The organism is Bacillus taeanensis (genome assembly GCF_003318295.1).
GTDB classification, from domain to species: Bacteria; Bacillota; Bacilli; order Bacillales; family UBA6769; genus Maribacillus; species Maribacillus taeanensis.
The window spans coordinates 12997-37117 of sequence record NZ_QOCW01000025.1 but is presented as its reverse complement, the minus strand read 5'-3'; the positions used below and the strand labels follow the sequence as shown (position 1 = coordinate 37117).

The window sequence follows — 24121 nt, the reverse complement described above, 5'->3', positions numbered from 1 at the left end:
CATTTATTTGATTTATAAACACAAAAAATCGCTGACGAAAAAGCGGTTTTTTTGTGTTATTTATCAGGTGAAACCATAGGTTAATTGGATAATTGATGTATGAAAACATGATGAATCAGTTCCTGCATATTACGATCCAGTCTCCAAACAGCCAATGTATATCTGGGACGAACAAACTCTAATGCTGCTTCGTCACTATGCCATAGAGACCATGAAATAGGTATAAAAACAAGTGAGAAGGATAGGATGGATAACTAGATATTACATGCTAAAAGCATGGTTAGAAGATGCCCTCATAGAGGTGGAGTGGTATAGGAAAATGAGCATGATTTGGAAACGTCTACAAAAAAACTTTAAAAAAAAGCAGAATGTCCAATATACCGAAGAACTTGATTTACCACAGTCATCCCAACAGCTCGATCAGAACTTGCAAACAAACATCAGAAATATGAAAGATACTTTAGGTAACAGCAGTGATTTAATTATTCGTGAATTCAAGATTGGACAGAATCCTGTTTATAACGCTGCATTAATTTGTATGGATGGTTTAATTGATGCCGATTTTATTAACGATTTTTTGATGAAAACGTTAATGAATAAACTCGAAAACAGTGAAAAAAGCGATGCAAAATCACCACAAGATTTATTAATAAAAATAAAAGAAAAAGTATTAACGGTTGCTGAGGTTAAGAATGCACAAGGTTGGAACAAGTTACTATTATCACTATTGTCTGGAGAAACCGTCCTGCTCATTGATGGATGTGATGATACACTTGTTTGCTCAACAAAAGGTGGAGAATTAAGAAGTATCTTAGAACCGGTTTCAGAGTTATCCATTCGCGGTCCACGAGATAGTTTCACGGAATCCATTCGTACAAATACAGCAATGGTGCGCCGGCGAATTAAAAGTCCAAACTTATGGGTTGAAACCATGCAGATCGGTGAAATCACTCAAACAGATGTTGGAATGATGTACGTCAAAGGCATTGTGAATGACAAGCTTGTTCAGGAAGTGAAAGAACGATTAGAACGAATTGAGATTGATGAAGTACTTGCTTCAAATACCATTGAAGAATATATCATTGATGCCACGGTTTCCCCTTGGCCAACGATCTTTGTAACAGAACGTCCCGATGTTGTGGCAGGAAATTTAATGGAAGGCCGTATTGTGATTTTCGTTGATGGCACGCCATTTCCGTTACTGGTACCGGCAACATGGAATCAATTTTTCCAGTCAGCTGAAGATTACTATCTTCGTTGGAATATTGCTTCCTTCATACGGTTTATTCGTGTAGTATCGCTCTTACTTGCAATGCTTGGCCCATCGATTTATATTGCATTTCTTTCCTTTCATCAGGAATTAATTCCATCGCCTTTATTAGTTAGTTTGGCTGCGCAGAGACAGGGGATCCCATTCCCCGTGTTTATCGAAGCCTTATTAATGGAGTTTACATTTGAAATATTGCGTGAGGCGGGGGTTCGGATGCCGCGCCCCGTTGGTTCAGCTGTGTCAATCGTTGGGGCACTTGTTTTAGGAGATGCTGCTGTTCAGGCAGGGATTGTATCAGCAGGAATGGTCATTGTGGTATCCGCAACAGCCATTGGAAGCTTCACCATTCCTCATCATTCGATGGTCGATGCTGTTCGGATCATCCGGTTTGCCTTAATGGCTTTAGCAGCTTCCTTTGGCATATATGGGATCGGGTTAGGTGTCATTATGTTAGTTGCCCATACGTGCAGCTTACGTTCTTTTGGCATTCCTTATTTAGCACCATTTGCACCACTCATTCTATCGGATCAAGGTGATACCATTCTGCGCCTGCCAAAACCGTGGTTAGCAAAGCGTCCTAGACTCGTTGATCAAAATAAAATTGGCAGATCGAATAACACGCCAAAACCTAAGCCACCGGAGAAAGGAAGTAACACCATTAAAAAAGATCATTCAAAGAGGAATGCTGATGAAACCTAAACATTTTCTAAGCCTCTTCATCTTGTTTATTCTATTATTACTTACGGGATGCTGGGATCGAACTGAACTGCAGGATCTGGATATTGTTGCAGCCATTGGAATTGATAAAGGAGAAGATGATGTTGACAATCGTTATCGTGTGACTGTACAGGTTATCAATGAAGGAGAAGTGGGTGGTGGTGCTGGCCAAACTCCTGGGCGATCTGCTCCTGTTGCAATATTCAGTAATACAGGCAGCACCGTCTCGGAAGCATTACGAAAAATTTCGCCCAAAACAGCGAACGAACTCTATTTTCCTCACATACAAGTAATGGTTATTGGAGAGGAGTTAGCAGAAGAGGGGGTTAAAGATCTTTTTGATTTTATTGATCGAGATCCTCAGTTCCGCATGCTGTTCCCTATTTTAATCGCAAGAGAAAATACAGCAGAAAATGTTCTAAAAGTGAGCACGCCTTTAGAAAGCATTCCAGCTGCAAAAATTATTGGTGCCTTAGAATTCACACGAAGAATTTGGGGGGAATATGCAAGTACCCGTGCTGACCAAGTGATTGATAGTATCAATAAACATGCAGCCGCAATTATTGGCATTCGCATTAACGGTGATCCTGAAAAGGGAAACGAATTATTCAATATAAGAAAAATTGATCCTGATACAACATTAGAAATTACAGGCATTGCTGTACTAAAAGACGGAAAACTTGAAACATGGTTGGATGAAGACGCAGCACGGGGTGTCACTTGGATTAAAAATGAATTTACAAGAAGTATCCTTAACCTCGATTGTAAAGATATAAAAAATGGAATTGCTGTTGAAATGGTACGCTCTAAAACAAAGTTAAAAGCAGAATTTAAAGAGGGTAAACCGATTATTCATATTGATACGAGGGAAGAAGGACATATCTCTGAGGTTCATTGCGGGATTGATCTTGATAAACCTGAAACCATTAATAAGCTTGAAAAGGAGTTAGAAAAAGAAACAAAAGAAGAAATCATGATGGCAGTCAAAGCAGCACAAGAAGAAAAAAGTGATATTTTTCGATTCGGTGAAGTAGTGAATCGTGCAGATCCAAAAGAATGGGATAAAATCGAGAAAAAATGGGAGGAAGAAATTTTTCCCGAGCTTGAAGTAAAAGTAGATGTTCGTGCGTTTATTCGCCGTACAGGTATGCGGACAAAATCGTATTTAAGCAGTGAATAGGCATCCTCGAAGAAAGAGGCGATGATATACAGATGGAAAAAGCAAAGGTTAGTCCAATCCAATTATTTGCCTTAATCTTTTTATTTGAACTTGGTAGCGCCATCGTTGTCGCAATCGGAACTAGCGCAAAAAAGATGCATGACTTGCGATTCTATTCGGTTTAGCAGGTGGAATCCTATTGTTCTTTATGTATCGCTATTTGTATTTGCAGTATCCTGAAAAACCACTTACCAGCTATATTACAGAAGTTTTTGGTAAATACCTAGGTTGGATGATTGGACTTTGCTATATTGTCTATTTTCTTAATATTTCCATGCGGGTTTTACGTGACTTCGGTGACTTGCTGCTTGTGTCCACTCTTCCAAAAACACCACTTTTACCAATTAATGCGTTTATGATTCTTGCGGTTAGTTATATCTTGTTTCACGTCATTGAAGTAATATAAACATGTTCATGCTGATAATTAATGATTTTTATCCAATTATTTGAACGTGTGCCAGGACGATATTTTGAATCTTCCTTTTTCAAAACAATCCCTTCAAGTTCCTGTTCCTTAACCAAATTAAAGTATTCTCTTCCGACCTTCTAAGCGCTGTACATAAACAACCGTATGATCTGCTGGTAAGATTCTTTCCAGCAGAATTCTGTAGTTTTGATAAAAAGGCAATACTAAAATAGACGCAACAAGTTGCTAAAACAGCAGGATTGACGGACATAACCGTAAACAAAGCATTCTCAAGAAGCAACGAGATCGTAAAAGTGGATTATCAACCGTCCCCTCTTACAAGGGGGTATGGAGTTGATGATATTGGGTTTGTGTACAGCCCGGTATGGTATTCGAACACGGCTAATGCTGAAGTAGCTTCTAAATGGACCATTCTTTCGTTTCTAAAGGAAAGTGTGTGAAAAGGGGTTAAAACCATTTATAGGAGATATTTCTAACCACCTATTTTTATATCGAAAATTAGGTTGGTCCGCCGATATTGTTCGTCCCTTTTATGTTGCTTTTTTACAGATTTTTTTAAAGGAGTTCATATTTCTATGAAAAATTTAATTGTCATCGCAGGTTCGCTGATTGTTGCATTTGCTTTTAATTTCTTTCTGGTTCCCTATGAGATTTTAAGTAGTGGAATTAGTGGTATTGCTATTTTGCTTGGATTAATCACACCTTTTAATACTGGATTATTGAATCTAGTCCTTAACTTACCGTTAGTCATTTTAGGCTACTACAAACTTGGAAAAACTATCACGATCAATACATTGATTTGTGTCGTTTCACTTTCAGCCTTCTTATACTTGTTGCCAGTTGTTGAAGTGACCGACAATATATTGCTATCGACAGTTTTTGGTGGGGTCATTTGCGGTATCGGAGTAGGTCTTATCTTAAAGTATTCTGGAACATCTGGCGGTTTGGATATTATTGCGATTATAATTTCTCAAACCAGTAATGTCAGTGTTGGCCTTCTTCTCACCGGTATGAATGGCATAATTGTTTTTATTTCTGGAGCTGTCTTCAACTGGGATATCGCATTATACACTCTTTTATCTATCTATTTGACGGGTAAAATGATTGATACGATCTTTACTAATCACGTCAAATTAACGATGCAGATTATCACTTCAAAGGGAGATTTAATTCGAGAGGATCTACTGAATTCAATCTATCGTGGCATTACAATCTCAGAAGGATATGGGGGCTACACACAAGAGAAGAAGCAAATTTTAATGATGGTCGTTACACGCTACGAAACGATGCAAATTAAAAAAATTGTCCGTAACCATGATGGAAAAGCATTTATTAATATATTTGAAACTGTTGAAGTCGATGGTGAATTCGCTAAAAATTAGGAGGATTTAATATGAGTAAAAAAATGGTTATTTCAGAGTTTAGGCTCTTTTCTCTATTCTTTGATGCTGGAAATTAAACCTTCTTCCCAGCTTATCTTGGTATGGAATCCGGCAATTACTTTGTTTCCGCTATTGCTGGGTTTATATTAACCGCAGAATTCTTGACCTTTTTGGCAATAATTTCTGTTACACTATCCAATAATGGACTTTTATCTATTGGGCAGCGTGTTCATCCTATCTTTGATCTTGCCTTTATCATAGTTATTTATACGTCCATTGGTGCATTTTATGGCATACCCCGTGCATCGAATGTAGCGTATGAATTAGGCGTTATGAAAGTGTTTAGTGTCGAATGCCGGCTACCTTTATCCATGTATGTAAGACCAACGTATCTACGACCTGCATCTTTAGCTTAAGAAGCCCTTTTTCTGCTGGAAGGAAGTAGTAGACGGGCAGAACCGCCCCTTGTCTGTTGTGAAACGCACAAGTTGCCTACGGTGGCAGTTTTCTGTCGGGAGACACGAAACGGAAAGACCACTATCCTGAAAAGGGATGTTTGGTTCCAAGCACAAAGGAAGTGTTGATGACACTTGTTCCAGCTGGGACGGTTTTTGGACTTGTGAACTTCAAACAGGAAACCCCTTCCTCAAGCGCAAAGCGGTAGGGAGGGGAGGTTCATGCTAAAGGAAGCGAATCTTCAATATAGTAAATGCAAACGCCGAGTATACAAGTTTGAAAGAACAAGGATACTTATAAGTTTCAGGGAAGGAGATGATCTCCTTCCTCGTTTTAATTTTTTATCGATGCTTTTATTAGAAGGTACATCGAGTACCTTCTAATAAACAAAACCTCTTCAGCCTTCAAGGGCATCGAGCCATTGGAGGCTGACTGCATCACAGTGATTGCTGTGATGCAGTGGGTTATTTTTGGCTTGCTGCGCTTCTGATTGAAACACAGCAAGAATGATTTGTTTATTTACAATAACGTTGTAAAAAAGACTTCCAGTTGTGCTGTTAGAACACCTAGTTAACTGAATAACAAACTATCATTTTCGCTTATAAACTATTTATTGCTTTTCTTGATCACATTGGTTTATAGGAACTGCAGTAGTTGTTATACCATTAACTGCTCCTGAAATTTCGTGTATTTGTAGTGCTCCTTCCTCACATTTATCGGGTTTTCGGTAATACACCCAATATTGTTCAACTTTTGGTTTATGTTCAACTTTGATAATTTCTAATGTTTCTGGTTTTACATGTTCTTTAGCTATTGTTATTGCTTGTTCTTCTGAAATTTTCCCAATAAATGAAATCACAACTTTGCCAACAGGTAAAAGTAAAAAGATACATGCAAATGTTAGAATAAACTTCCTCCTCATTTAAGTTGCTCAAATTTCTTAATTTTGAACTATTACCATCTTCAACAATGCTGTCAGATTGCTTAATACCAATTATTTCAAAACAAGGCATTCTACTCAATCTTTTTTTTCGCAAAAAATGACGCTTACCTTATTACAGATAAGCGCCTCGATTGTTGAAGAATGAAATTAATCCTTTTCCCTAGGTAATCCGTTCTAAAATTCAAATTTAGCTGTCTGTGCAAAATTTATACCTTTAGCGAGCCACGAAATCCCCTGGCAGCATAGTAGGATTCTGCTCCATTGTGATACACAAAGACGTGACCGAAGCGACAATCGCAAAAAAGTGCACCGCCGAGTTCTCTAATATCAGTGGGTGTTTGCACCCAATTTGACGTTTTCATATCGAAATTTTCAAGTTTCTGCAACATTCGATATTGTGCTTCAGTCAAAAGTTCTATGCCCATGGAAGTTGCCATATCAATAGCGTTATTTTCAGGTTTATGTTTTTTTCTTGACTCTAACGCTTCACAGTCGTAACAAACACTTCTGCGACCTTTAGGACTTTCCACTGAACAATCAAAAAAAATGTATTCGTCCTTCTTTTTATCATGACCAACAACATCCGGTTCACCACCAGTTCTTTCCATTTCATTGAGCGACCACAGTTTTTCAGGATTAGCTTCCAGCTTTGCTTGGACTTTATCCCATTCAAGATCTTTATGGCGGTTCATGTTTTTCTCAAAACGGGCTTTCAATGCTCTGAGTAATTCTTCACGTTGTTCTAGTGACAACTTCTTATTTTTCTTTGTCATATTCGTTTCACCCTTATTGTTTTTACTCATAATGGTTGGTTTAAAGACTAACCTGCTTTGTTACGTTAATATCTTCAACAAAAAGAGCACTCTTCCTTCTTGAAGAAAAGCATCTGTTAGCGAAACAACGATAAATGTGACTTAAAGAAGGTTTTATTTCCCCTTATTTTTACGGTGTTCATAAGGGTTTTTTTTTTCGTGATTTCTACCTTTTTGAGAATGAGGCATTGGTTCAGGTGATGGCGGTGGTTCCTTTGATAAAGGTAATGGCTCCATTACTATTGGTTCTCCATCAGGCAACGGCAATAAGCCATTTTTAAAGATACCATCTTTACTATTGTTTTTTTCAAAGTTATCATTTTCAGCTTTACCTATGGGTTGCACAATTCCAAAACTTAAAATAAATACTAAGAAAAAAGAAAAAAGTGCTTTCAAGATATCCCTCCTTAATAAACATTGCTTAGCGGAACAGCGAGATTTATAGTATAAATAAAGAAAAATATAAAATACGGATTATTTAGATATCATATTGGAGGGGTATATGAAGCGATTTCTTTCTCTCAGTCCTATCCTTATCATTTTCTTGTTAGCCGGTTGTATGGAAAGTGAACTCGATCAATCTCTCATAAAAGAAGAGAAGATTGAGCTTGAGTTTTTTTCACCGAAACCTGAAACAGAAGTGATTTTTAATGAACTTATTCAAGAATTTGAAGAACTACATCCGAACGTAACGATTAAGCAGGAAATCGTACCTGAACCGATGACAGTGTTAAAAGCAAGAATTGCACGAGGCGATATTCCGGATCTGTTTATTACGTATCCGATCGAACAAGATTACAAAGTAAGAGCTGAAAAAGGGTATTTACTTGATTTATCAAATGAACCTTTCATTAAGGACATTCAGCCAACGATCCAAAATCGCTACCTTGTAGACGGAAAGATGTACGGTGCTGCTTTAACGCAAAATGCGGTCGGTGTTTTATATAATAAGGATCATTTCGAAGAGTTAAATTTATCGGTTCCGAACAGTTGGAATTCGTTTGTTCAAGTGTTGGAAGAACTAAAGTCTAATGGAAAAACAGCTTTAATTATGCCAAACAAAGATATAAACCAGGCGAGTATTTTTAATTTAAACTTAGTCGCAAATGAATTTGAACCTAGTTATTGGAAAAAGGATGAGTTTTCAATTGTAGATAGTAGTCATTGGAGAGAGATATCGGAAAAAATTCTTACTGTTCTTTTGTATGTGCAGCCAAACTCTTTTGAAGACAGCTATTATGATGCCAATAAAAAATTTGCAAACGGTGAAGCTTCTATGTACATTATGGGAACATGGGCGCTTACGATGATTGAAAAGTCCAATCCTTATTTAAATTATGGCATCTTTCCATTTCCAGCATCAAATCAAAAGGATCATCACGTATTAGGGGGAGTTGATATTGGCTTTGCGGTTTCGGCTGATACAAAATATCCTGAAGAAGCGAAAGTGTTTTTAGCATTTTTAATAAAAAAGGAAAATGCCCAACGAATTTCTGATTTCGAAGGTTCGATTAGTGCTGTTAAAGGAGTTACAAACACCCATAAAGAAGGTCATTTAATAAGGGCAAAAATCGCAAGCGGACAAGTATTAAACTGGCCGAATCATTACTGGGCAGGAGGAACTGCCGCAGAATCCGAGTTTCGAAAATATACGGCTCAGTTTTACGATGATCAAAATATTGATGTTTATCTTGAAAATCTAGAAAAAATGTTTAATCGCTATGCAGATGCTAACGAAAAGAATTAGGTGCCAATATGATTAAATTTCAACATAAGTTAATTATCGCTTTTCTCTGCTTTGTGTTAATTCCTATTATTATTCTCGGTGTTGTTTCTTACACAATTTCATCTAATACGTTACAAAAAAATATTAGTGAGCAGATGATCCAAACGTTAAAGGCAGTTGACCGAAATTTGTTAGCCGCTGTTTCTGAAGTGAATTCCTTTTCTGATTATGTGGTTTCATCAAGTGCCGTTCAGGACTATTTAAATACAAAAAATACGTCCTCGATTTATGAATTTTACAGCGAGCAGCAGGAAATTGCCGGAAAGATGTATGGAACTTCACAGATTGATAATCTTGTGCTTTATAGGCTTAACGGGAATGTGATTACGTATAATGATGAGAAGGTTACGAGCTTAGAGACGCTTCGTTCAAGCTTGTTTTTGGATCAGGTTTTACAGGAAAAAGGCCGTCCGATTTGGTTAGCGCCCTATGAAAACCAAAATCTGTTTTTTAGTCAGGAATATATGCTAACGCAGGCAAGAGTCGTAAAAGATCTTAACACACTTGATAATTTAGGGTATTTCATCTTACAAGTGAAACTGGATTTATTTGATCCGATTTTTAAAGATATTTATGGAGGTCCGAGCGATGAAGTGATTGTAAATAAAGAAGGGATCGTGCTTTATTCATTAAACCGAAATTTCATTGGTAAAACGCTGGACATTGAAAATTTTTCTGAATTTCAAAAGAATAAAAGCGGTTATCTCACTGCTGAATGGAACGATGAAAAAAGTTTGATAACGTACATGCCGTCCAGTTTTGAAACGGGAACAAACTCAGAGCTTTTCCTCGTATCGATAAAACCGTGGAAAACAATTGCCAGTGACATCGTTACTATCCGTAACACGATGTTAGTTGTTGTAGGATTTACGGTGTTAACGGCCGGCTTATTTAACTTGTTGTATTTAAAAAGAATTTCCCGTTTTATTCATGAACTGTTAACACGTATGAAACAAGTTGAAAGCGGCAGATTAAGCAAACGAATGGGAAGGTTCAAATTTAAAGAATTACAAAACATTTCGCACAGCTTTAATAATATGATCGAAAAACTGCAGCAATTGATGAGCGACATTGAAACAGAACAGGAACGAAAGCGGGAGGCCCAGTTTAAAGTGCTGCAGCAGCAAATCAATCCTCATTTTTTATACAATACGCTTGAATCGATTAATGCGCTCGCCGCTTTAAACGGGCAAAGAGAAATTAGTAAAATGACGATTAACCTCGGTAAGCTCCTGCGTATCAGTATTAATGGTGGTTATGAAGTAAAAGTAAAAGATGAGATTCGTCATGTAATCAGTTATCTTGAAATACAGAAAATAAGATTTGATAATCGTTTTGCTTTTGAAGTCGATGTAGAGGAAGAACTGAATGATTATCCGGTTCTTAAACTGATTCTGCAACCGCTCGTAGAAAATATTCTTCTTCATGCGTTTTCAAATAGCGATGAGGAAGGAGGACTTATTAAGATTAGAGGGACGATTTCAAACGGTCAAGGCGAGTTTTGGATTGAAGACAACGGTACAGGTATTGATGAAACTGTCTTAATGGAATTAAATCAGTGGAAATTTAAAAAAAATACTGAAAAGAGTAATGGTCACGGTGTACGCAATGTGGATGAGCGGATCAGACTTTTTTATGGCGAAAAATATGGGCTGCTTATTTGTTCGACGAAACATGAAGGCACGTGTATTAAAATTTCATTTCCAATTAAAGGTGATTAAAATGGGATATAAAGTAGTAATTGCGGATGACGAAAAAATCATTTTAAAAAATCTTACGAGAATCATTGATTGGCACGGATTAAATTGTGAAATCATTGGAACCGCTCAAAATGGACAAGAAGTTATGGAGATCCTTGAAAATGAACAAGCCGACCTTCTCTTAACAGATATTTCAATGCCGGAAATGAGCGGAATTGAACTGTTAAAAACATTAAATAAGCTTGACAGTAAGCCGGTAGTTATTTTAATAAGCGGTTATGATGACTTTGAATATGCAAAAGAAGGACTTAAAAATAACGCGTTCGACTATATTTTAAAACCGATTGATTATGATGAGTTGGAAGAGTGCGTTAAAAGGGCGCTTCACAAATTAAAAGAGCAAAAAGTAAGTGCGTATGAGCAAGAGAAATATGGAATTTATGAGCTGATTACGTTAGGAAAAGCAGACGATTCAATTAACAACAAAAGAGCCATTTATTTCTCAATGATTGTAAAAAACTATAAGGAAGACATCGAAGCGGTTTTTACAAAAAATAAAGACTTCCTATCTAAATGGAATCCAAACTTCTTTGTTTACAAACTGTCAGATAAAGAAGTCATTGTAGTCGTTGAAATGGCAAATCACTTCATCAATGAAGCAGCAGATATTACCGAAGCATTTTCACAGCAGCTCCTTGATGGGGGCTCTAATCAATGTATTATCTCAATTGGTAAAGTTGTGGAGCAGTTATTTGATATAAAGCAGTCGGTTGATGCTGCCAAGGAATTATTAAAATATGAAAATTATATAAGCGGCAATGTTCTGACTGAAGAGCGTTTAAAGGAAGAATATAAACCAAGTCAATCAGCGGCAGAAATGATGGAAGAGGCGATTGAGTATATCCGCAATAACTTTCAAACCGATCTTGGCGTCGAACAGGCAGCCGAAAAAGTGGGGTTAAGTGTAAGTTATTTCAGTCTGCTTTTTAAACAAAAAACAGGTCTTACCTTTCTTGATTATTTAACAAATGTCAGAATGGAATATGCCTGTCTTTTCCTGAAAAATACTGATCTTAAAACATATGAAATTGCCGAGAAAGTCGGCTATATCGATCAGCGCTACTTCAGCCAAGTATTTAAAAGGAAAATGAATCAAACACCGAGTCAATATCGAAAATCGGTAAAAAATAAGTAAGTCTCTCACTGTTAGGTGATGAGGCTTTTTTGTTATCCAGCTGCAGCACCTATCCCCTCGAGTCAAATGTTCTTATGCCGTAAAGGGAAAGAGCCCCTTTTCGTCATAAGAACATTTGACTCGAGGGGATGATCAAGGCGCCTCCGCTTTTATTCCATAATAAGAATTTAAACATTTTTTAGAGAAATGCCGCATTTTGAAAGCGCTGTAAATATCTTATCATTAACTTATGAAAGCGCTGTATGGGTTCGTAACTCAATAATGAAAGCGTTTGATAAGATTTTTAAAAAAACAAGGGGGAGAAAGTAGTATGAAAAAATTAATGTTATTCGTTTCAATTCTGTCTTTAGTTTTCTCGTTAGCTGCCTGCAGTTCAGATGAAACGAGCAGCAGTGAAAAGATTGTAATTTGGACGCAGGCATCAGCGGATCATCCGGAAGGAAAAATGTTTGCGGATCGCGTGAAAAGCTACAATGAAGCAAATCCAGACAAACCGCAGGTAGAAATTCAAAACATTACACGAGCAGGCGCTGGTTCAGGATACATTGATAAATTAAACGCAGCGATTACGGCAAATGACATGCCTGATATTTTTACACTTGATGGTCCGGATATTGGTGCGTATGTAGATGCTGGTCTTCTTGGTGAATTAGATGGCTATATGAGCGAAGGATTTAAAGAAGGGTTCACGCAGTCAATCATTGATCAAGGAACAGTTGATGGAAAGTTTTACGGAATGGGTTATTCAGATTCAGGGGTAGCCGTGATGTATAACGAAGATATGATTAATGCTTTACCAGAAGATTTAAAAGCGTTAGTTCCGGCGGTTGATGAAGATTGGACGTGGGATCAATTCGTCGAGTTATCTAGAAAAATTGATGAGTTTGCGAAAACAACAAATGATCCTGCCTTTGAAAACTATGAAGTCGCTGTAAGTTTATTATTAACAGATATTACTGCAGGTGCTTATGAGTTAGGAACATATTATTTCACACCGCTTCTTTGGGGTAATGATGCAAACATTGTAGGTGAAGACGGCGTAACTGTCGATGGTGTGTTAAACAGTGAGAAGAGTGTGGAAGCATTAACGAAATATGCACAATTATTTGAAGAACCGGCACTTGCAAGCGCAACAGAGTCGGAAAAAACGTTCCATACAGGAAAATCGGCTTTATCTGTAAGCGGTTTCTGGTATGTGAGTGAACTTGTTAATAATTATCCAAACTTAAAGTTTAAGACGGTTCGTTATCCGAAAATGAGCGAAAATTATGATGGATTATACACACCATCCGGAAGCTGGGCGTTTGTTCGTAATGGACAAATTGAAGACGAAGAACGCGTGAAGCAAATTGTAGAAGTGATGGAATGGTTAAACAACGACGAGGCGTCAAAAGAGTATTATCATATGAATGGATCAATTCCGACAAGAATTAATTCAATTGATGTTATTGATACAAATACAGATAACCCATATCACAATGATGCGTGGACGGTATTAAAATATCAAGTTGAAGAAACGAATAAATCTCGTCCGGTCTCCCCTGGCTATCCGTATTTATCAGAAACGTTTGCAAAAGATGTTATTTTAAAAATTGCTCAAAACAAAGCAACGGATTCAGAGACGATCAAGCAGTATGTAGATGATGCGGCGAAGAAAATTGAATTAGAGTTTGAAAAGTATAAAAAATAATTTAAAGAATTAAGAGGCGGGGTTTTGACCTCACCTCTTAATCTCTAAATAAAGGATGTGAAACGATGAAAAATGTAAATTTAGGCCGCTTTGTTCAAGTGAGAAATTTAACAGAGCACTACCGAAACAGCGAGCATTACAAAAAAGGTGAAGTGGCATCAGCTTATGGGTTTTTAATGCCAGCGATGATACTTGCGGTTCTGTTTATTGTTCTTCCGATTGTTTTAGCGTTTACGTACGGATTTACCGATTATTATTTATTAAAGCCGGATGAAAAACAATTTACCGGTCTTGAAAATTTTAAACGAATGCTGACAGATGAAGTATTAATTCAAACCTTTTATAACACAATCAAATTTACGGTTCTTGTTGTTCCTTTACAGCTATCAATGGCACTTGGTTTAGCACTGATCGCAAATAAAAAATTAAAAGGAATCGGCTTTTTCCGTACCGCTTATTTTTCACCGGCGGTTTTATCATTAGTTGTTATTTCAATCCTTTGGACAGTTATGTTAAACCCAACATCCGGACTAATTAATGAAATTCTTATGAATCTCGGTCTTTCAAAGCAGCCGTTTCTTTCAAGTCCAACGCAAGCGATGTACACAATTGTAGTAATCTCGGCATGGTCAGGCTGCGGCTATCAAATGATGATTTTCTTAGCAGGATTACAAAGCATTGATTCTAGTTTATATGAAGCGGCAGACATTGACGGTGCAAATACATTCCAAAAGTTTTTATTTATTACGATTCCTTCCTTAAAGCCAATCTTAATGTTTTTAGTGATTACAACGACGATTCAAGCATTCAAATTGATTGTTCAGCCGATGGTTATGACAGGAGGCGGTCCTGATTATTCAACAATGACGGTTCTGCAATATATTTATGAATATGGCTTCCGTCACCGTAATATTGGTTATGCAAGTGCAATTACATTAGTATTTACGTTGTTCTTAATAGTTGTATCGCTTATAGTTAAAAAGCTATTTAGAGAGGAGAAAGCAGCATGAAGATTGTAAAGAAAATATCCTTTTACTTACTCGCTTCCATCATCGCTCTGCAGTTTCTTATTCCTCTTGCTTGGATGATTCTTTCATCTTTTAAAACAGATGATGTAATTTATAAAGATATCGGTACGATTTTTGCAATTATTCCAAGATTTGAAGACTTATCGTTTAAGTCTTATACAGAATTACTAGGCTTTTATAATATATTTGACAATGTGTTAAACAGTTTAATTTACGCGTCAGTAACGGTGATTATTGGTTTAACGATCAACTCGCTGGCAGGCTATGCGCTTGCAAGATTTAAGTTTCCGTTTAAAGATTCGATTCTTATTTTTGTTATCGCGTTAATGATCGTTCCAATTGAAGCGACAATTCTTCCTTTATTTTTAGTTGTCAATGAAATGGGCTTAATTAATACAGTTCCGGGCTATTTACTTCCGTTTATCGTAAATGTAATGAACATCTTTTTGTTCAGACAGCACTTTCTATCATTTCCTGGTGAGTTAATTGAAGCGGGGAAAATTGATGGACTAAGTGAAATCGGCTGTTTCTTCCGAATCGTTGTGCCATCAAGCTTAAATATGTATATTACAGTAGGAATTTTAACATTCTTAGCTTCTTGGAATGATTTCTTATGGCCGGTTATGGCGCTGTCTAAGGCAGAGTTAATGCCAGTTCAAGTAGCGTTAAATGCTGTTTTCAGTGATACGTACAATATTTTTACAAGTCATATTATGGCTGCATTAACAATTGTCACGATTCCGATTGTGATCTTATATATTATTTTCCAAAAATACATTGTCAGCGGCTCTGTGCAAAGCGGAATTAAATAAGAGAGGTGTATTATGAATCGATTACAAAAAGCAAACGACTATATTCAAAACAATAAAGCGAAAACAACGAACCGACCTTATTTTCACTTTTCGCCTGGAATAGGCTGGATGAATGATCCGAACGGTTTTTCGTTTTACAAAGGGAAGTATCATCTTTTTTATCAATATTACCCGTACGATATCGTCTGGAATGATATGCACTGGGGCCATGCGGTGACAGAAGACTTCGTTACGTGGGAGTACCTTCCTGTCGCGCTCGCAAACGACAAAGCTTACGATGCAAACGGGTGCTTTTCGGGAAGTGCGATTGAAAAAGACGGAAATCTTTATTTAATGTATACCGGCCACATTGATCCGAATCTCGGTTTTGATCGCGATGAGAGGGAAGTTGCCGAGCGTCAATGTATTGCTTTTTCTGAAGATGGCGTTACCTTTAAGAAGTATGAACAAAATCCGGTGATTGGTGAAAAACAGTTACCTGAAGGCTATCTGATCTGCGATTTTCGCGATCCAAAGGTGCTTGAAGTAGATGGTGTTTACTATTGTGTGCTGGCAGTTCGAAACGCAGAAAGACGTGGCGAGATTATTATGTTTCAATCAACGAATCTATTAGACTGGACGTTTCATTCGTCGATTTACGAAGCGAAATTTGAAGACAATCTTCTGTTAGAGTGTCCTGATTTAATCCGCATTGACGACAAAGATGTGCTTTTGTTTTCTGAAATGCCGTGCGATCCTGAATATCAAGAAGTTGTTCAAAATACTACCGCTTATGTAATTGGTGAAATGGACTTTAAAAAAGGAATCTTTACACCAGAGAAAAAGGGACTGTTAGATTACGGTCAAACGTTCTATGCGCCGCAGTCTACGGAAGGAAAAGATCATGAGCGCCTGTTAATCGGCTGGATGCACCGCTGGCATCAAACAACACCGCCAAAAGAATACGGCTTTAACGGCATGATGTCGCTGCCAAGAAAGTTAACGATCCAAAACGGTAAATTAATGCAGCAGGCAGCCATTAACCACGAATTTTATTTTAAACAAACAGTCAGTCTTGAAAATAAAGTTTTACAAAATGCAGCGTTCGACATTGAGGGTGAAGGAACAGGATATTTAAAGCTTAATTTTTCGCCTTCAAGAGGTAAAAACTTTACGATTGAGCTTCACAAAAGTGCTGAATCATCAACGCGTATTCATGTAGACGCGGAAAACAACCGTATTTTCTATGAATCTGATTACGGCAATCAAGGCATTATCACAATTAACGATTGCTTTCGAGATGACGAGAATACGCTTGAATTTTATGTTGATCTCCATTCTGTAGAATTATTTATTAACGGCGGGGAAAAGGTTGCTACTTTTACTGCTTATGATCAAGGTAAAGGGAAGACAGTCTCCATTTCAGCGGAAGATAAGATTGAATTAACACACATTTATTTTGAGGAGTTTTGCTTATAATTTACAGTCAAGGTTGATTTGGAAAAGTTTTAATCCTTTTATAACAAGGCGCATCACTTGTATAAAAAGTGGTGCGCTTTTTTGTTGTATAAAAAAGATTTTAAAAATATGTCAACAACTCTGACGACTAAATTGAATTTTTATTTGATTGAATCAGTGCAAACACTTCATTAAGATAAAATTAGAGTAAAAACAATTAAATATTGTCAACATCTTGTTAGAATTGATGTAAAAAACTCTGGTAACAGCACATGAACTTTGTTTAATGAAAAATCAGCGAAGGGGGTTGTATGGTGAAGCGAGTCTATCTTTTGGTCTTTGTTTTTTCTGTTCTGTTAATAGGTTTTATATTGAAATCATCTTTGAGCGAGAAACCTAAAGTAGTTGTTGTTTTAAAAGAATTAAACAACAATCAATATTGGGACATTGTGAAAGCAGGCGCAGAAAAAGGCTTTCAAGATTTTGGGGTGGATGGAAAAGTGCTTGCTCCTAGTAACGAGTACAAATTAGATGAACAGAATCAGCTGTTAAACACCATTCTTAACGAAAGTCCGGATGTATTAATTGTTTCCCCAATTGACACCTCTATCGCTGCTGCATTAAAGAAATTTCATAGTAATAATATTCCTGTATTGCTGGTGGATACAGATATTTCTTGGCAGCAGAAAACAGCTTATATTGGTACCGATAATTTAGATTTAGGCAGTAAAGGAGGGGCTTTATTGGCTTCAGGTCTTCAACCTGGCGATAAAGTGGCTTTGCTTACAGGAGATGTCAGCAATCCGGTAATAAGTGATCGAACAATAGGCGCTAAAACTAGTTTAGAAGCTGCGGGGGTTGAAATAGCTGTACATAAAACAGTACCTAATGATACAAAGCAGGCAAAAAGCATAATGGAGGCAATTTTACAGGATCATTCTGATATTAAAGGGGTTTATGCCACAACTGATATTCTTGCTATCAGTGCGGTTGAGGTTATTGAGGAAAATCAACTTGATATTTTAGTGATTGGATCGGATGGAATTGCGGAAATGGTTCAGTTAATAGAAGAAGGAACGTTATCAGAAACAATAGCACAGAACCCTTATGATATGGGGTATTTAAGCGTGCAAACTGCCTTGAAATTAGTGCAGGGAGAAAATGTGGAGCGAAATATTGGCAGTGGTGTAGATATTATTACGAAAGATAATGCAGAAGATCGACTGGATTTTACGAGAGAGCTGTTGAGATAGTATATGGAAAAAATATCAACATTTTAAAAGTGTCAACAACTATATTGACGAAATCGCACTTTCCTTTCATTGAGTTGTTGCTGTTACCGCTTTAATATAAGGGTGTAGAAATTATTATTTAAAAAGTGTCAACAAGAGATCTTAAAATAGGTGATCTTGTTTTTAATAAGCAGTAAAGGGGGAAATATCGATGACACAAACTAGTAACGTTGAATTTAAAGTGAAATTGCAGCGTTTCGGCAGTTATTTAAGCGGTATGATTATGCCGAATATCGGGGCATTTATAGCATGGGGAATTATTACAGCACTCTTCATTCCAGCTGGATGGTTTCCAAACGAAAGTCTTGCTAAGTTAGTTGATCCGATGGTTATGTATTTACTGCCGCTTTTAATTGGGTTTACAGGCGGTAAAATGCTTTATGATGTACGAGGCGGAGTTGTAGGTGCTACAGCAACGATGGGTGTTATTGTTGGCGCAGACATTCCGATGTTTTTAGGAGCAATGATTATGGGACCGCTCGGCGGATATGCGATCAAAAAGTTTGATGGAGCGATTCATGGTAAAGTTCGTCAAGGCTTTGAAATGCTTGTAAATAACTTTTCAGCCGGAGTTATTGCGGGGGTTTTAACACTTCTCGCATCCCTAGCAATTGGTCCGGTCGTACTTGGGTTAAACAAGGCACTTGGAGCAGGTGTAGGAGTAATTGTTGATGCAGGACTGCTGCCAATTGCCAGCATTTTCATTGAACCAGCGAAAATACTCTTTTTAAACAATGCGATTAATCACGGGATTTTAAGTCCATTAGGAATTGAGCAGGCAGCTGCTGCCGGAAAGTCGATTTTATTCTTATTAGAAGGAAATCCTGGTCCGGGCTTAGGAATTTTACTTGCGTACATGTTCTTTGGTAAAGGGATGGCAAAACAGTCATCATCAGGTGCAGCAGTGATTCATTTCTTTGGTGGCGTTCAGGAGATTTATTTTCCTTATATTTTAATGAAGCCGCTTCTTCTTTTAGCAGCAATTGCCGGTGGTATGAGTGGTGTGTTTACATTTAGTTTATTAAATGCAGGATTGGTAGCGCCGCTTTCACCAGGAAGTATTTTTGCGGTGATTGCAATGACACCAAGAGGCGGATACTTTGCAGTGCTTGCCGGTGTAGTTGTATCAGCTGCAGTATCATTTGCAGTAGCTTCTGTAATTTTAAAAGCAAGCAAAACAGAAGAGGAAGATTTATCAGAAGCAGCCGAAAAAATGCAGCAAATGAAAGGTAAGAAAAGCAGTGCAGCGTCAGCTCTTGCAGCAAAGTCAGAAGAAAAAGCACAAGAGAACAAAGAAAAAGTCGTTCGTGCAAATGTAAATAAAATTATTTTCGCATGTGATGCGGGAATGGGTTCAAGCGCAATGGGCGCATCAATTTTACGCAGCAAAGTACAAAAAGCTGGTTTAGATATTGAGGTAGCGAACACGTCGATTAACAATCTGCCAAATGATGCGGATATCGTGATTACGCATAAAGACTTAACAGACCGTGCGAAAGCAAAGCTGCCAAATGTCGAGCATATTTCTGTTGATAACTTCTTAAGCAGTCCGAAATACGACGATCTTATTGGTGAATTACAAGAAAACGGTGAGACAGAAGAACAAGTAATCTCAGAAGAACCTACACAAGAAATTAAAAAAGAAGAGGTCAATAAAATTATTTTCGCATGTGATGCGGGAATGGGTTCAAGTGCAATGGGCGCATCGATTTTACGCGACAAAGTTAAAAAAGCAGGTTTGAATATTGAGGTAGCCAATACATCAATTAATAATCTGCCAAATGATGCGGATATTGTTATTACGCATAAAAACTTAACAGACCGCGCAAAAGCAAAGCTGCCAAATGCGGAACATATTTCAGTAGATAATTTCCTGGCAAGTCCAAAATATGAGGAATTAATCGAGCGCTTAAAGCAAGCGATGTTAGTCAGAAGTTAAAAAAGTAATTTGATTAATAAAAACTAAATGAAATAAGGAGAGGTTAACAAATGGCACAACAAATTTTATCAGCAGACAATGTGTTATTAAATGTACATGCAGCAGCGAAGGAAGAAGCAATTAAGATCGCAGGGAATCTTTTAGTAGAACAAGGTTACGTAGAAGCATCATACATTGATAAAATGATGGAACGTGAAGAGCTAACCTCAACATATATGGGTAACTTTGTGGCGATTCCACACGGTACAGAAGATGCGAAGAAATCTGTAAAAACTTCAGGTCTTTCCATTGTCCAAATTCCAGACGGTGTTGATTTTGGCGGCGGAATTGTAAAGCTTGTCATTGGGATTGCAGGGAAAGACGGTGAGCATTTAGAGATTCTTTCTAAAATTGCGCTTGTATGCGCAGATGAAGACAAAGTAAATCAAATTATTAACGCAACATCCAAAAGTGAACTTCTCTCTTTCTTTGAAGAGGTGAATTAAGATGTTAGCTGTTCATTTTGGAGCAGGCAACATTGGCCGCGGCTTTATCGGAAGCTTGTTAAGTCAATCCGGTTATCAGGTTTATTTTGTCGATATTAACAGTGAGTTAATTGATGCATTAAACGAGAAAAAAGCTTATCGCGTTGTGCTTGCCGATGAATCAAAAGAAGAGCTTTATATTGAAGGCGTGCAGGGCATTAACAGCCAAACGGATCCTGAAAAAGTAGTTGAAATGATCGCAAAAGCAGATCTTGTGACAACAGCGGTTGGTCCAAATATCTTAAAGTTCATTGCGGACCTTATTGCAGATGGTTTACGTAAACACGCTAATGAAACAGAGAAGCCGTTAAATGTGATTGCCTGTGAAAACGCAATTGGCGGCAGCACGATGCTTAAGAACAGTGTTTATGAAAAACTATCTGATGAAGAGAAGTCAGCATTTGATAAACAGTTTGGCTTCCCTGATTCAGCGGTTGACCGCATTGTCCCAAATCAAAAAAATGAAGACAAATTAATGGTGTCAGTTGAGCCTTTTTATGAGTGGGTAGTTGATCAGTCAAAAATTATCGGTGAAAAACCGCCAGTTGAAGGTGTAACATATGTTGATGATTTAACACCTTATATTGAGCGCAAACTTTTCACAGTTAATACAGGTCATGCTGTTACTGCCTATTTAGGTTATCAATTTGGTGTGAAAACAATTAAAGAAGCGATGGATACAGCTGAGATTCGTGAAAGTGTTGAAAAAGCACTTCATGAAACAGGCTCGCTTCTCGTAGAAAAATATGATTTTAAATTAGAAGATCATACAGCGTATATTCATAAAATTTTAAAACGCTTTGAAAACCCATATATTTCTGATGAAGTAACACGTGTTGGCCGCGCGCCGATTCGTAAGCTTGGCGAAAATGATCGTTTAGTCGGTCCAGCTGTTCAAATTGTTGAGATGTTAAAGGAAGAACCAACATATCTAGCATCTGCCATTGCAGCAGCTCTTCTTTATAACTTTGAAGGAGATCCTGAAGCGGTTCAAGTACAAGAAACTATTGCATCTGAAGGTGTGTTAGGAGCACTTCAAAAATACAGCAGCTTAACGGAAGATCGTCCGCTGACAGCTCTTATTATCAAGCAGTATGAAGAAATAAAAAGTAACGTACAAGCTTAATGGAAGCAAAGTGAACGAATAGGGATCTGATCCCTGTTCATTCACTTTACATAATGAAAGGGGAAAACGATTATGACACAAGTGATTAAAGGAATTGCCGCTTCATCTGGAATTGCGATTGCAAAAGCATTTGTTCTTGAAAACCCTGAACTTGAAATTGATACAAAAACGATTCAAAATGCCGATCAAGAAATTGAGCGCTTAGATGAAGCTTTAAACCAATCCAGAAAAGAATTGGAAGCGATTAAAGAGCATACTGAAAAAGAACTTGGTGCAGATAAAGCAGAAATCTTTGCGGCGCACCTTTTAGTTCTTCAAGACCCTGAACTTGTTGATAAAGTCAAAAGTAAAATTAAAAATGAAAGCGCTAATGCAGAAAGTGCACTAAACGACGTGGCCAACATGTTTATTACGATGTTTGAACAAATGGATAACGAATATATGAAAGAACGAGCTGCTGATATTCGTGACGTATCAAAGCGCGTGCTTGCTCACCTTCTAGGTGTAACATTCGCATCTCCAGCTTCCATTACAGAAGAAGTGATTATTATTGCAGAAGACTTAACACCATCTGACACAGCACAGTTAAACCGCAAATATGTTAAAGGATTTGCGACAGACATCGGAGGACGTACGTCTCACTCTGCGATTATGTCCCGCTCAATGGAAATTCCAGCGGTTGTTGGAACAAAAACAGTAACTGAAGCGATTAAAGCCGATACATTACTTATTATTGACGGATTAGACGGCGATGTGATTGTTAATCCGTCAGAAGAAGAAATCGCCCAGTATACGAAAAAGAAAGAACAATTTGAAGCGCAAAAAGCAGAATGGGCGAAGCTTGTAAACGAGCCGTCTTTGACAAAAGATGAACACCATGTTGAACTTGCGGCTAATATCGGTACTCCAGATGATGTAAAAGGCGTACTTGAAAATGGCGCGGAAGGCGTTGGCTTATATCGTACGGAATTTTTATACATGGGACGTAATGAACTGCCAACAGAAGACGAGCAGTTTGAAGCATATAAAACCGTGCTTGAAAAAATGGAAGGCAAGCCGGTTGTGATCCGGACATTAGATATTGGCGGTGACAAAGAGCTTCCATATTTAAACCTTCCAAAAGAAATGAACCCATTTTTAGGATTCCGTGCAATTCGTCTTTGTTTAGAAGAGCAGGATATTTTCCGCACACAGCTGCGTGCACTGCTTCGCGCCAGCACATTTGGAAATTTAAAAGTGATGTTCCCGATGATTGCCACACTTGATGAGTTTAGACAAGCAAAAGCGATCCTTCTTGAAGAAAAGGACAAGCTAGTTTCTGAAGGTGTCAAAGTATCTGATAACATCGAAGTCGGCATGATGGTTGAAATTCCATCAACAGCTGTAATGGCCGATCTGTTTGCGAAAGAAGTTGATTTCTTCAGCATCGGAACAAACGATTTAATTCAATACACGATGGCAAGCGACCGTATGAATGAAAAAGTTTCATATCTTTACCAGCCGTACAACCCGGCAATTTTACGACTTGTCAATATGGTTGTAAAAGCCGCACATAAAGAAGGCAAATGGGCTGGCATGTGCGGTGAAATGGCTGGTGATTCGATCGCAATTCCACTTTTACTAGGAATTGGTCTTGATGAGTTCAGTATGAGTGCAACATCGATTCTTGCTGCACGCAGTCAAATTTCAACTCTATCAAAAGCAGAGATTGAAGCAGTGATTGACACGATTTTAACGATGTCAACGGCTGAGGAAGTAGAGGCATTTGTGAAAGAGACATTCATCAAATCTCAAAATCACGTTTTGGCAAAGTAGAAAAAAAAGATGGCTTCTTCTCAAAATGATTTAGATTAGTTGTTGTTTAGTCCTATTTCGTTTCCAAAACTAATTAAGTAAACAAGAATCAAAATTTTCACCTGCATAAAAAGATGTTTTTATGCAGGTTTTTTCTGAAGCAGAGCGTTGAAAATTTTGATAAATCACTACTGTCCAAAGAATGAGAGGAAAATAGCTTTGAGTTCATTGGGTTTTCGCACATCTTTTAATGTTAGTTTATAGTTTCGTAACGTATCAATTGTCCAGCCATAATCATTTTTAATTTGTAGTTGTTTCCTTTTAACTGCTCCTTTGATTTTTACTTTATTAGGAGCAGTATTGACGCTTTTATATGCAACTTAAAAGTGGTGAAAAATTAACCGAAGTTTCGGTCTTTATAGATCTCTTTACAAGGTGCTGCCACACCAGGGGAATAGGCAAGGCTTAAGTCTTTTGCGTTTTGGACAGGTACCTTTGCATTTACTTCTAGCTTTCCTTGTTTGGCTTTATGCATGGCAAGTGCTTCATCACGTAATGATTTCATATTTCTC

The 24121-nt window shown here is 37.6% G+C and carries 21 protein-coding genes and 2 pseudogenes; 18 read left to right on the top strand and 5 right to left on the bottom strand.

What is annotated here, in order from left to right; all coding sequences use genetic code 11:
- Positions 1 to 319 precede the first annotated feature (319 nt).
- The 3 genes from DS031_RS18570 (at position 320) to DS031_RS18560 (ending at position 3612) form a co-directional block, all read left to right on the top strand.
- Positions 320 to 1969 (top strand): spore germination protein, encoded by a 1650-nt coding sequence (locus DS031_RS18570; protein WP_113807560.1) that lies wholly within the window; start codon positions 320 to 322, stop codon positions 1967 to 1969.
- Positions 1959 to 3167: a Ger(x)C family spore germination protein gene (locus DS031_RS18565; protein WP_181833240.1), complete on the top strand. Its 1209-nt coding sequence runs from the start codon at positions 1959 to 1961 to the stop codon at positions 3165 to 3167. Before DS031_RS18570 ends, DS031_RS18565 begins: the two co-directional genes overlap by 11 nt.
- Positions 3168 to 3315: 148 nt before the next feature.
- Entirely contained in the window at positions 3316 to 3612 is a 297-nt protein-coding gene (locus tag DS031_RS18560; protein ID WP_281269145.1) for a GerAB/ArcD/ProY family transporter, read from the top strand.
- Here the strand turns inward: DS031_RS18560 and DS031_RS24740 are convergent.
- Positions 3591 to 3728, bottom strand: coding sequence for an ATP-dependent DNA ligase (locus DS031_RS24740; RefSeq protein WP_113807557.1), 138 nt, complete (start codon positions 3726 to 3728; stop codon positions 3591 to 3593). The genes DS031_RS18560 and DS031_RS24740 overlap by 22 nt on opposite strands.
- A 198-nt stretch (positions 3729 to 3926) precedes the next feature.
- On the opposite strand from DS031_RS24740, the gene DS031_RS18550 reads away from it, so the two are divergent.
- From DS031_RS18550 to DS031_RS24735, 3 genes and pseudogenes are all read left to right on the top strand, one after another.
- Positions 3927 to 4073, top strand: a complete 147-nt coding sequence (locus DS031_RS18550) for a hypothetical protein (RefSeq protein WP_181833239.1) — start codon at positions 3927 to 3929, stop codon at positions 4071 to 4073.
- Between the two features lie 135 nt (positions 4074 to 4208).
- The gene (locus tag DS031_RS18545; RefSeq protein ID WP_113807555.1) at positions 4209 to 5015 is read left to right on the top strand and encodes a YitT family protein; all 807 of its coding nucleotides are present in this window, start codon (positions 4209 to 4211) and stop codon (positions 5013 to 5015) included.
- Positions 5016 to 5110: 95 nt separating this feature from the next.
- Positions 5111 to 5431, top strand: a pseudogene (locus tag DS031_RS24735) (branched-chain amino acid transport system II carrier protein); the annotation flags it as partial.
- Positions 5432 to 6081: 650 nt separating this feature from the next.
- On the opposite strand, the gene DS031_RS18535 reads toward DS031_RS24735, so the two are convergent.
- From DS031_RS18535 to DS031_RS18525, 3 genes are all read right to left on the bottom strand, one after another.
- Positions 6082 to 6393, bottom strand: coding sequence for a PepSY domain-containing protein (locus tag DS031_RS18535; protein ID WP_113807553.1), 312 nt, complete (start codon positions 6391 to 6393; stop codon positions 6082 to 6084).
- A gap of 227 nt (positions 6394 to 6620) precedes the next feature.
- Positions 6621 to 7187, bottom strand: coding sequence for a DUF4256 domain-containing protein (locus DS031_RS18530; RefSeq protein ID WP_113807552.1), 567 nt, complete (start codon positions 7185 to 7187; stop codon positions 6621 to 6623).
- A gap of 153 nt (positions 7188 to 7340) precedes the next feature.
- Positions 7341 to 7622, bottom strand: coding sequence for a hypothetical protein (locus tag DS031_RS18525; RefSeq protein WP_113807551.1), 282 nt, complete (start codon positions 7620 to 7622; stop codon positions 7341 to 7343).
- 106 nt (positions 7623 to 7728) lie between these two features.
- Here DS031_RS18525 and DS031_RS18520 point away from each other — a divergent pair, with 106 nt between their 5' ends.
- From DS031_RS18520 to ptsP, 12 genes are all read left to right on the top strand, one after another.
- Complete coding sequence (locus DS031_RS18520) at positions 7729 to 8973, top strand: ABC transporter substrate-binding protein (protein WP_113807550.1); 1245 nt, start codon at positions 7729 to 7731, stop codon at positions 8971 to 8973.
- A gap of 8 nt (positions 8974 to 8981) precedes the next feature.
- Positions 8982 to 10733: a sensor histidine kinase gene (locus DS031_RS18515; RefSeq protein WP_113807549.1), complete on the top strand. Its 1752-nt coding sequence runs from the start codon at positions 8982 to 8984 to the stop codon at positions 10731 to 10733.
- Between the two features lies 1 nt (position 10734).
- Positions 10735 to 11907, top strand: a complete 1173-nt coding sequence (locus DS031_RS18510) for a response regulator (protein WP_181833238.1) — start codon at positions 10735 to 10737, stop codon at positions 11905 to 11907.
- Between the two features lie 310 nt (positions 11908 to 12217).
- Complete coding sequence (locus DS031_RS18505; RefSeq protein ID WP_113807547.1) at positions 12218 to 13597, top strand: ABC transporter substrate-binding protein; 1380 nt, start codon at positions 12218 to 12220, stop codon at positions 13595 to 13597.
- Positions 13598 to 13662: 65 nt separating this feature from the next.
- Positions 13663 to 14607 (top strand): carbohydrate ABC transporter permease, encoded by a 945-nt coding sequence (locus DS031_RS18500; protein WP_113807546.1) that lies wholly within the window; start codon positions 13663 to 13665, stop codon positions 14605 to 14607.
- A complete protein-coding gene (locus DS031_RS18495; RefSeq protein ID WP_113807545.1) occupies positions 14604 to 15437 on the top strand; it encodes a carbohydrate ABC transporter permease in 834 nt (277 codons plus the stop codon). Before DS031_RS18500 ends, DS031_RS18495 begins: the two co-directional genes overlap by 4 nt.
- Positions 15438 to 15449: 12 nt before the next feature.
- Positions 15450 to 16895, top strand: a complete 1446-nt coding sequence (locus DS031_RS18490; RefSeq protein WP_113807544.1) for a glycoside hydrolase family 32 protein — start codon at positions 15450 to 15452, stop codon at positions 16893 to 16895.
- Positions 16896 to 17188: 293 nt separating this feature from the next.
- Positions 17189 to 18127: a sugar ABC transporter substrate-binding protein gene (locus DS031_RS18485; RefSeq protein ID WP_181833237.1), complete on the top strand. Its 939-nt coding sequence runs from the start codon at positions 17189 to 17191 to the stop codon at positions 18125 to 18127.
- Positions 18128 to 18317: 190 nt separating this feature from the next.
- Positions 18318 to 20105 carry a PTS mannitol transporter subunit IIBC gene (locus DS031_RS18480; protein ID WP_113807542.1) on the top strand — a complete coding sequence of 596 codons (1788 nt, stop codon included), beginning with the start codon at positions 18318 to 18320 and terminating at the stop codon, positions 20103 to 20105.
- Positions 20106 to 20155: 50 nt separating this feature from the next.
- Positions 20156 to 20590 carry a PTS mannitol transporter subunit IIA gene (locus tag DS031_RS18475; RefSeq protein WP_113807541.1) on the top strand — a complete coding sequence of 145 codons (435 nt, stop codon included), beginning with the start codon at positions 20156 to 20158 and terminating at the stop codon, positions 20588 to 20590.
- Between the two features lies 1 nt (position 20591).
- A complete protein-coding gene (locus tag DS031_RS18470; protein WP_113807540.1) occupies positions 20592 to 21755 on the top strand; it encodes a mannitol-1-phosphate 5-dehydrogenase in 1164 nt (387 codons plus the stop codon).
- A 72-nt stretch (positions 21756 to 21827) separates the two neighbouring features.
- Positions 21828 to 23570, top strand: coding sequence for a phosphoenolpyruvate--protein phosphotransferase (gene ptsP / locus DS031_RS18465; protein ID WP_113807539.1), 1743 nt, complete (start codon positions 21828 to 21830; stop codon positions 23568 to 23570).
- A gap of 385 nt (positions 23571 to 23955) precedes the next feature.
- On the opposite strand, the pseudogene DS031_RS18460 reads toward ptsP, so the two are convergent.
- Positions 23956 to 24114 (bottom strand): annotated as a pseudogene (locus DS031_RS18460) (NAD-dependent malic enzyme); the annotation flags it as partial.
- Positions 24115 to 24121: the final 7 nt, after the last annotated feature.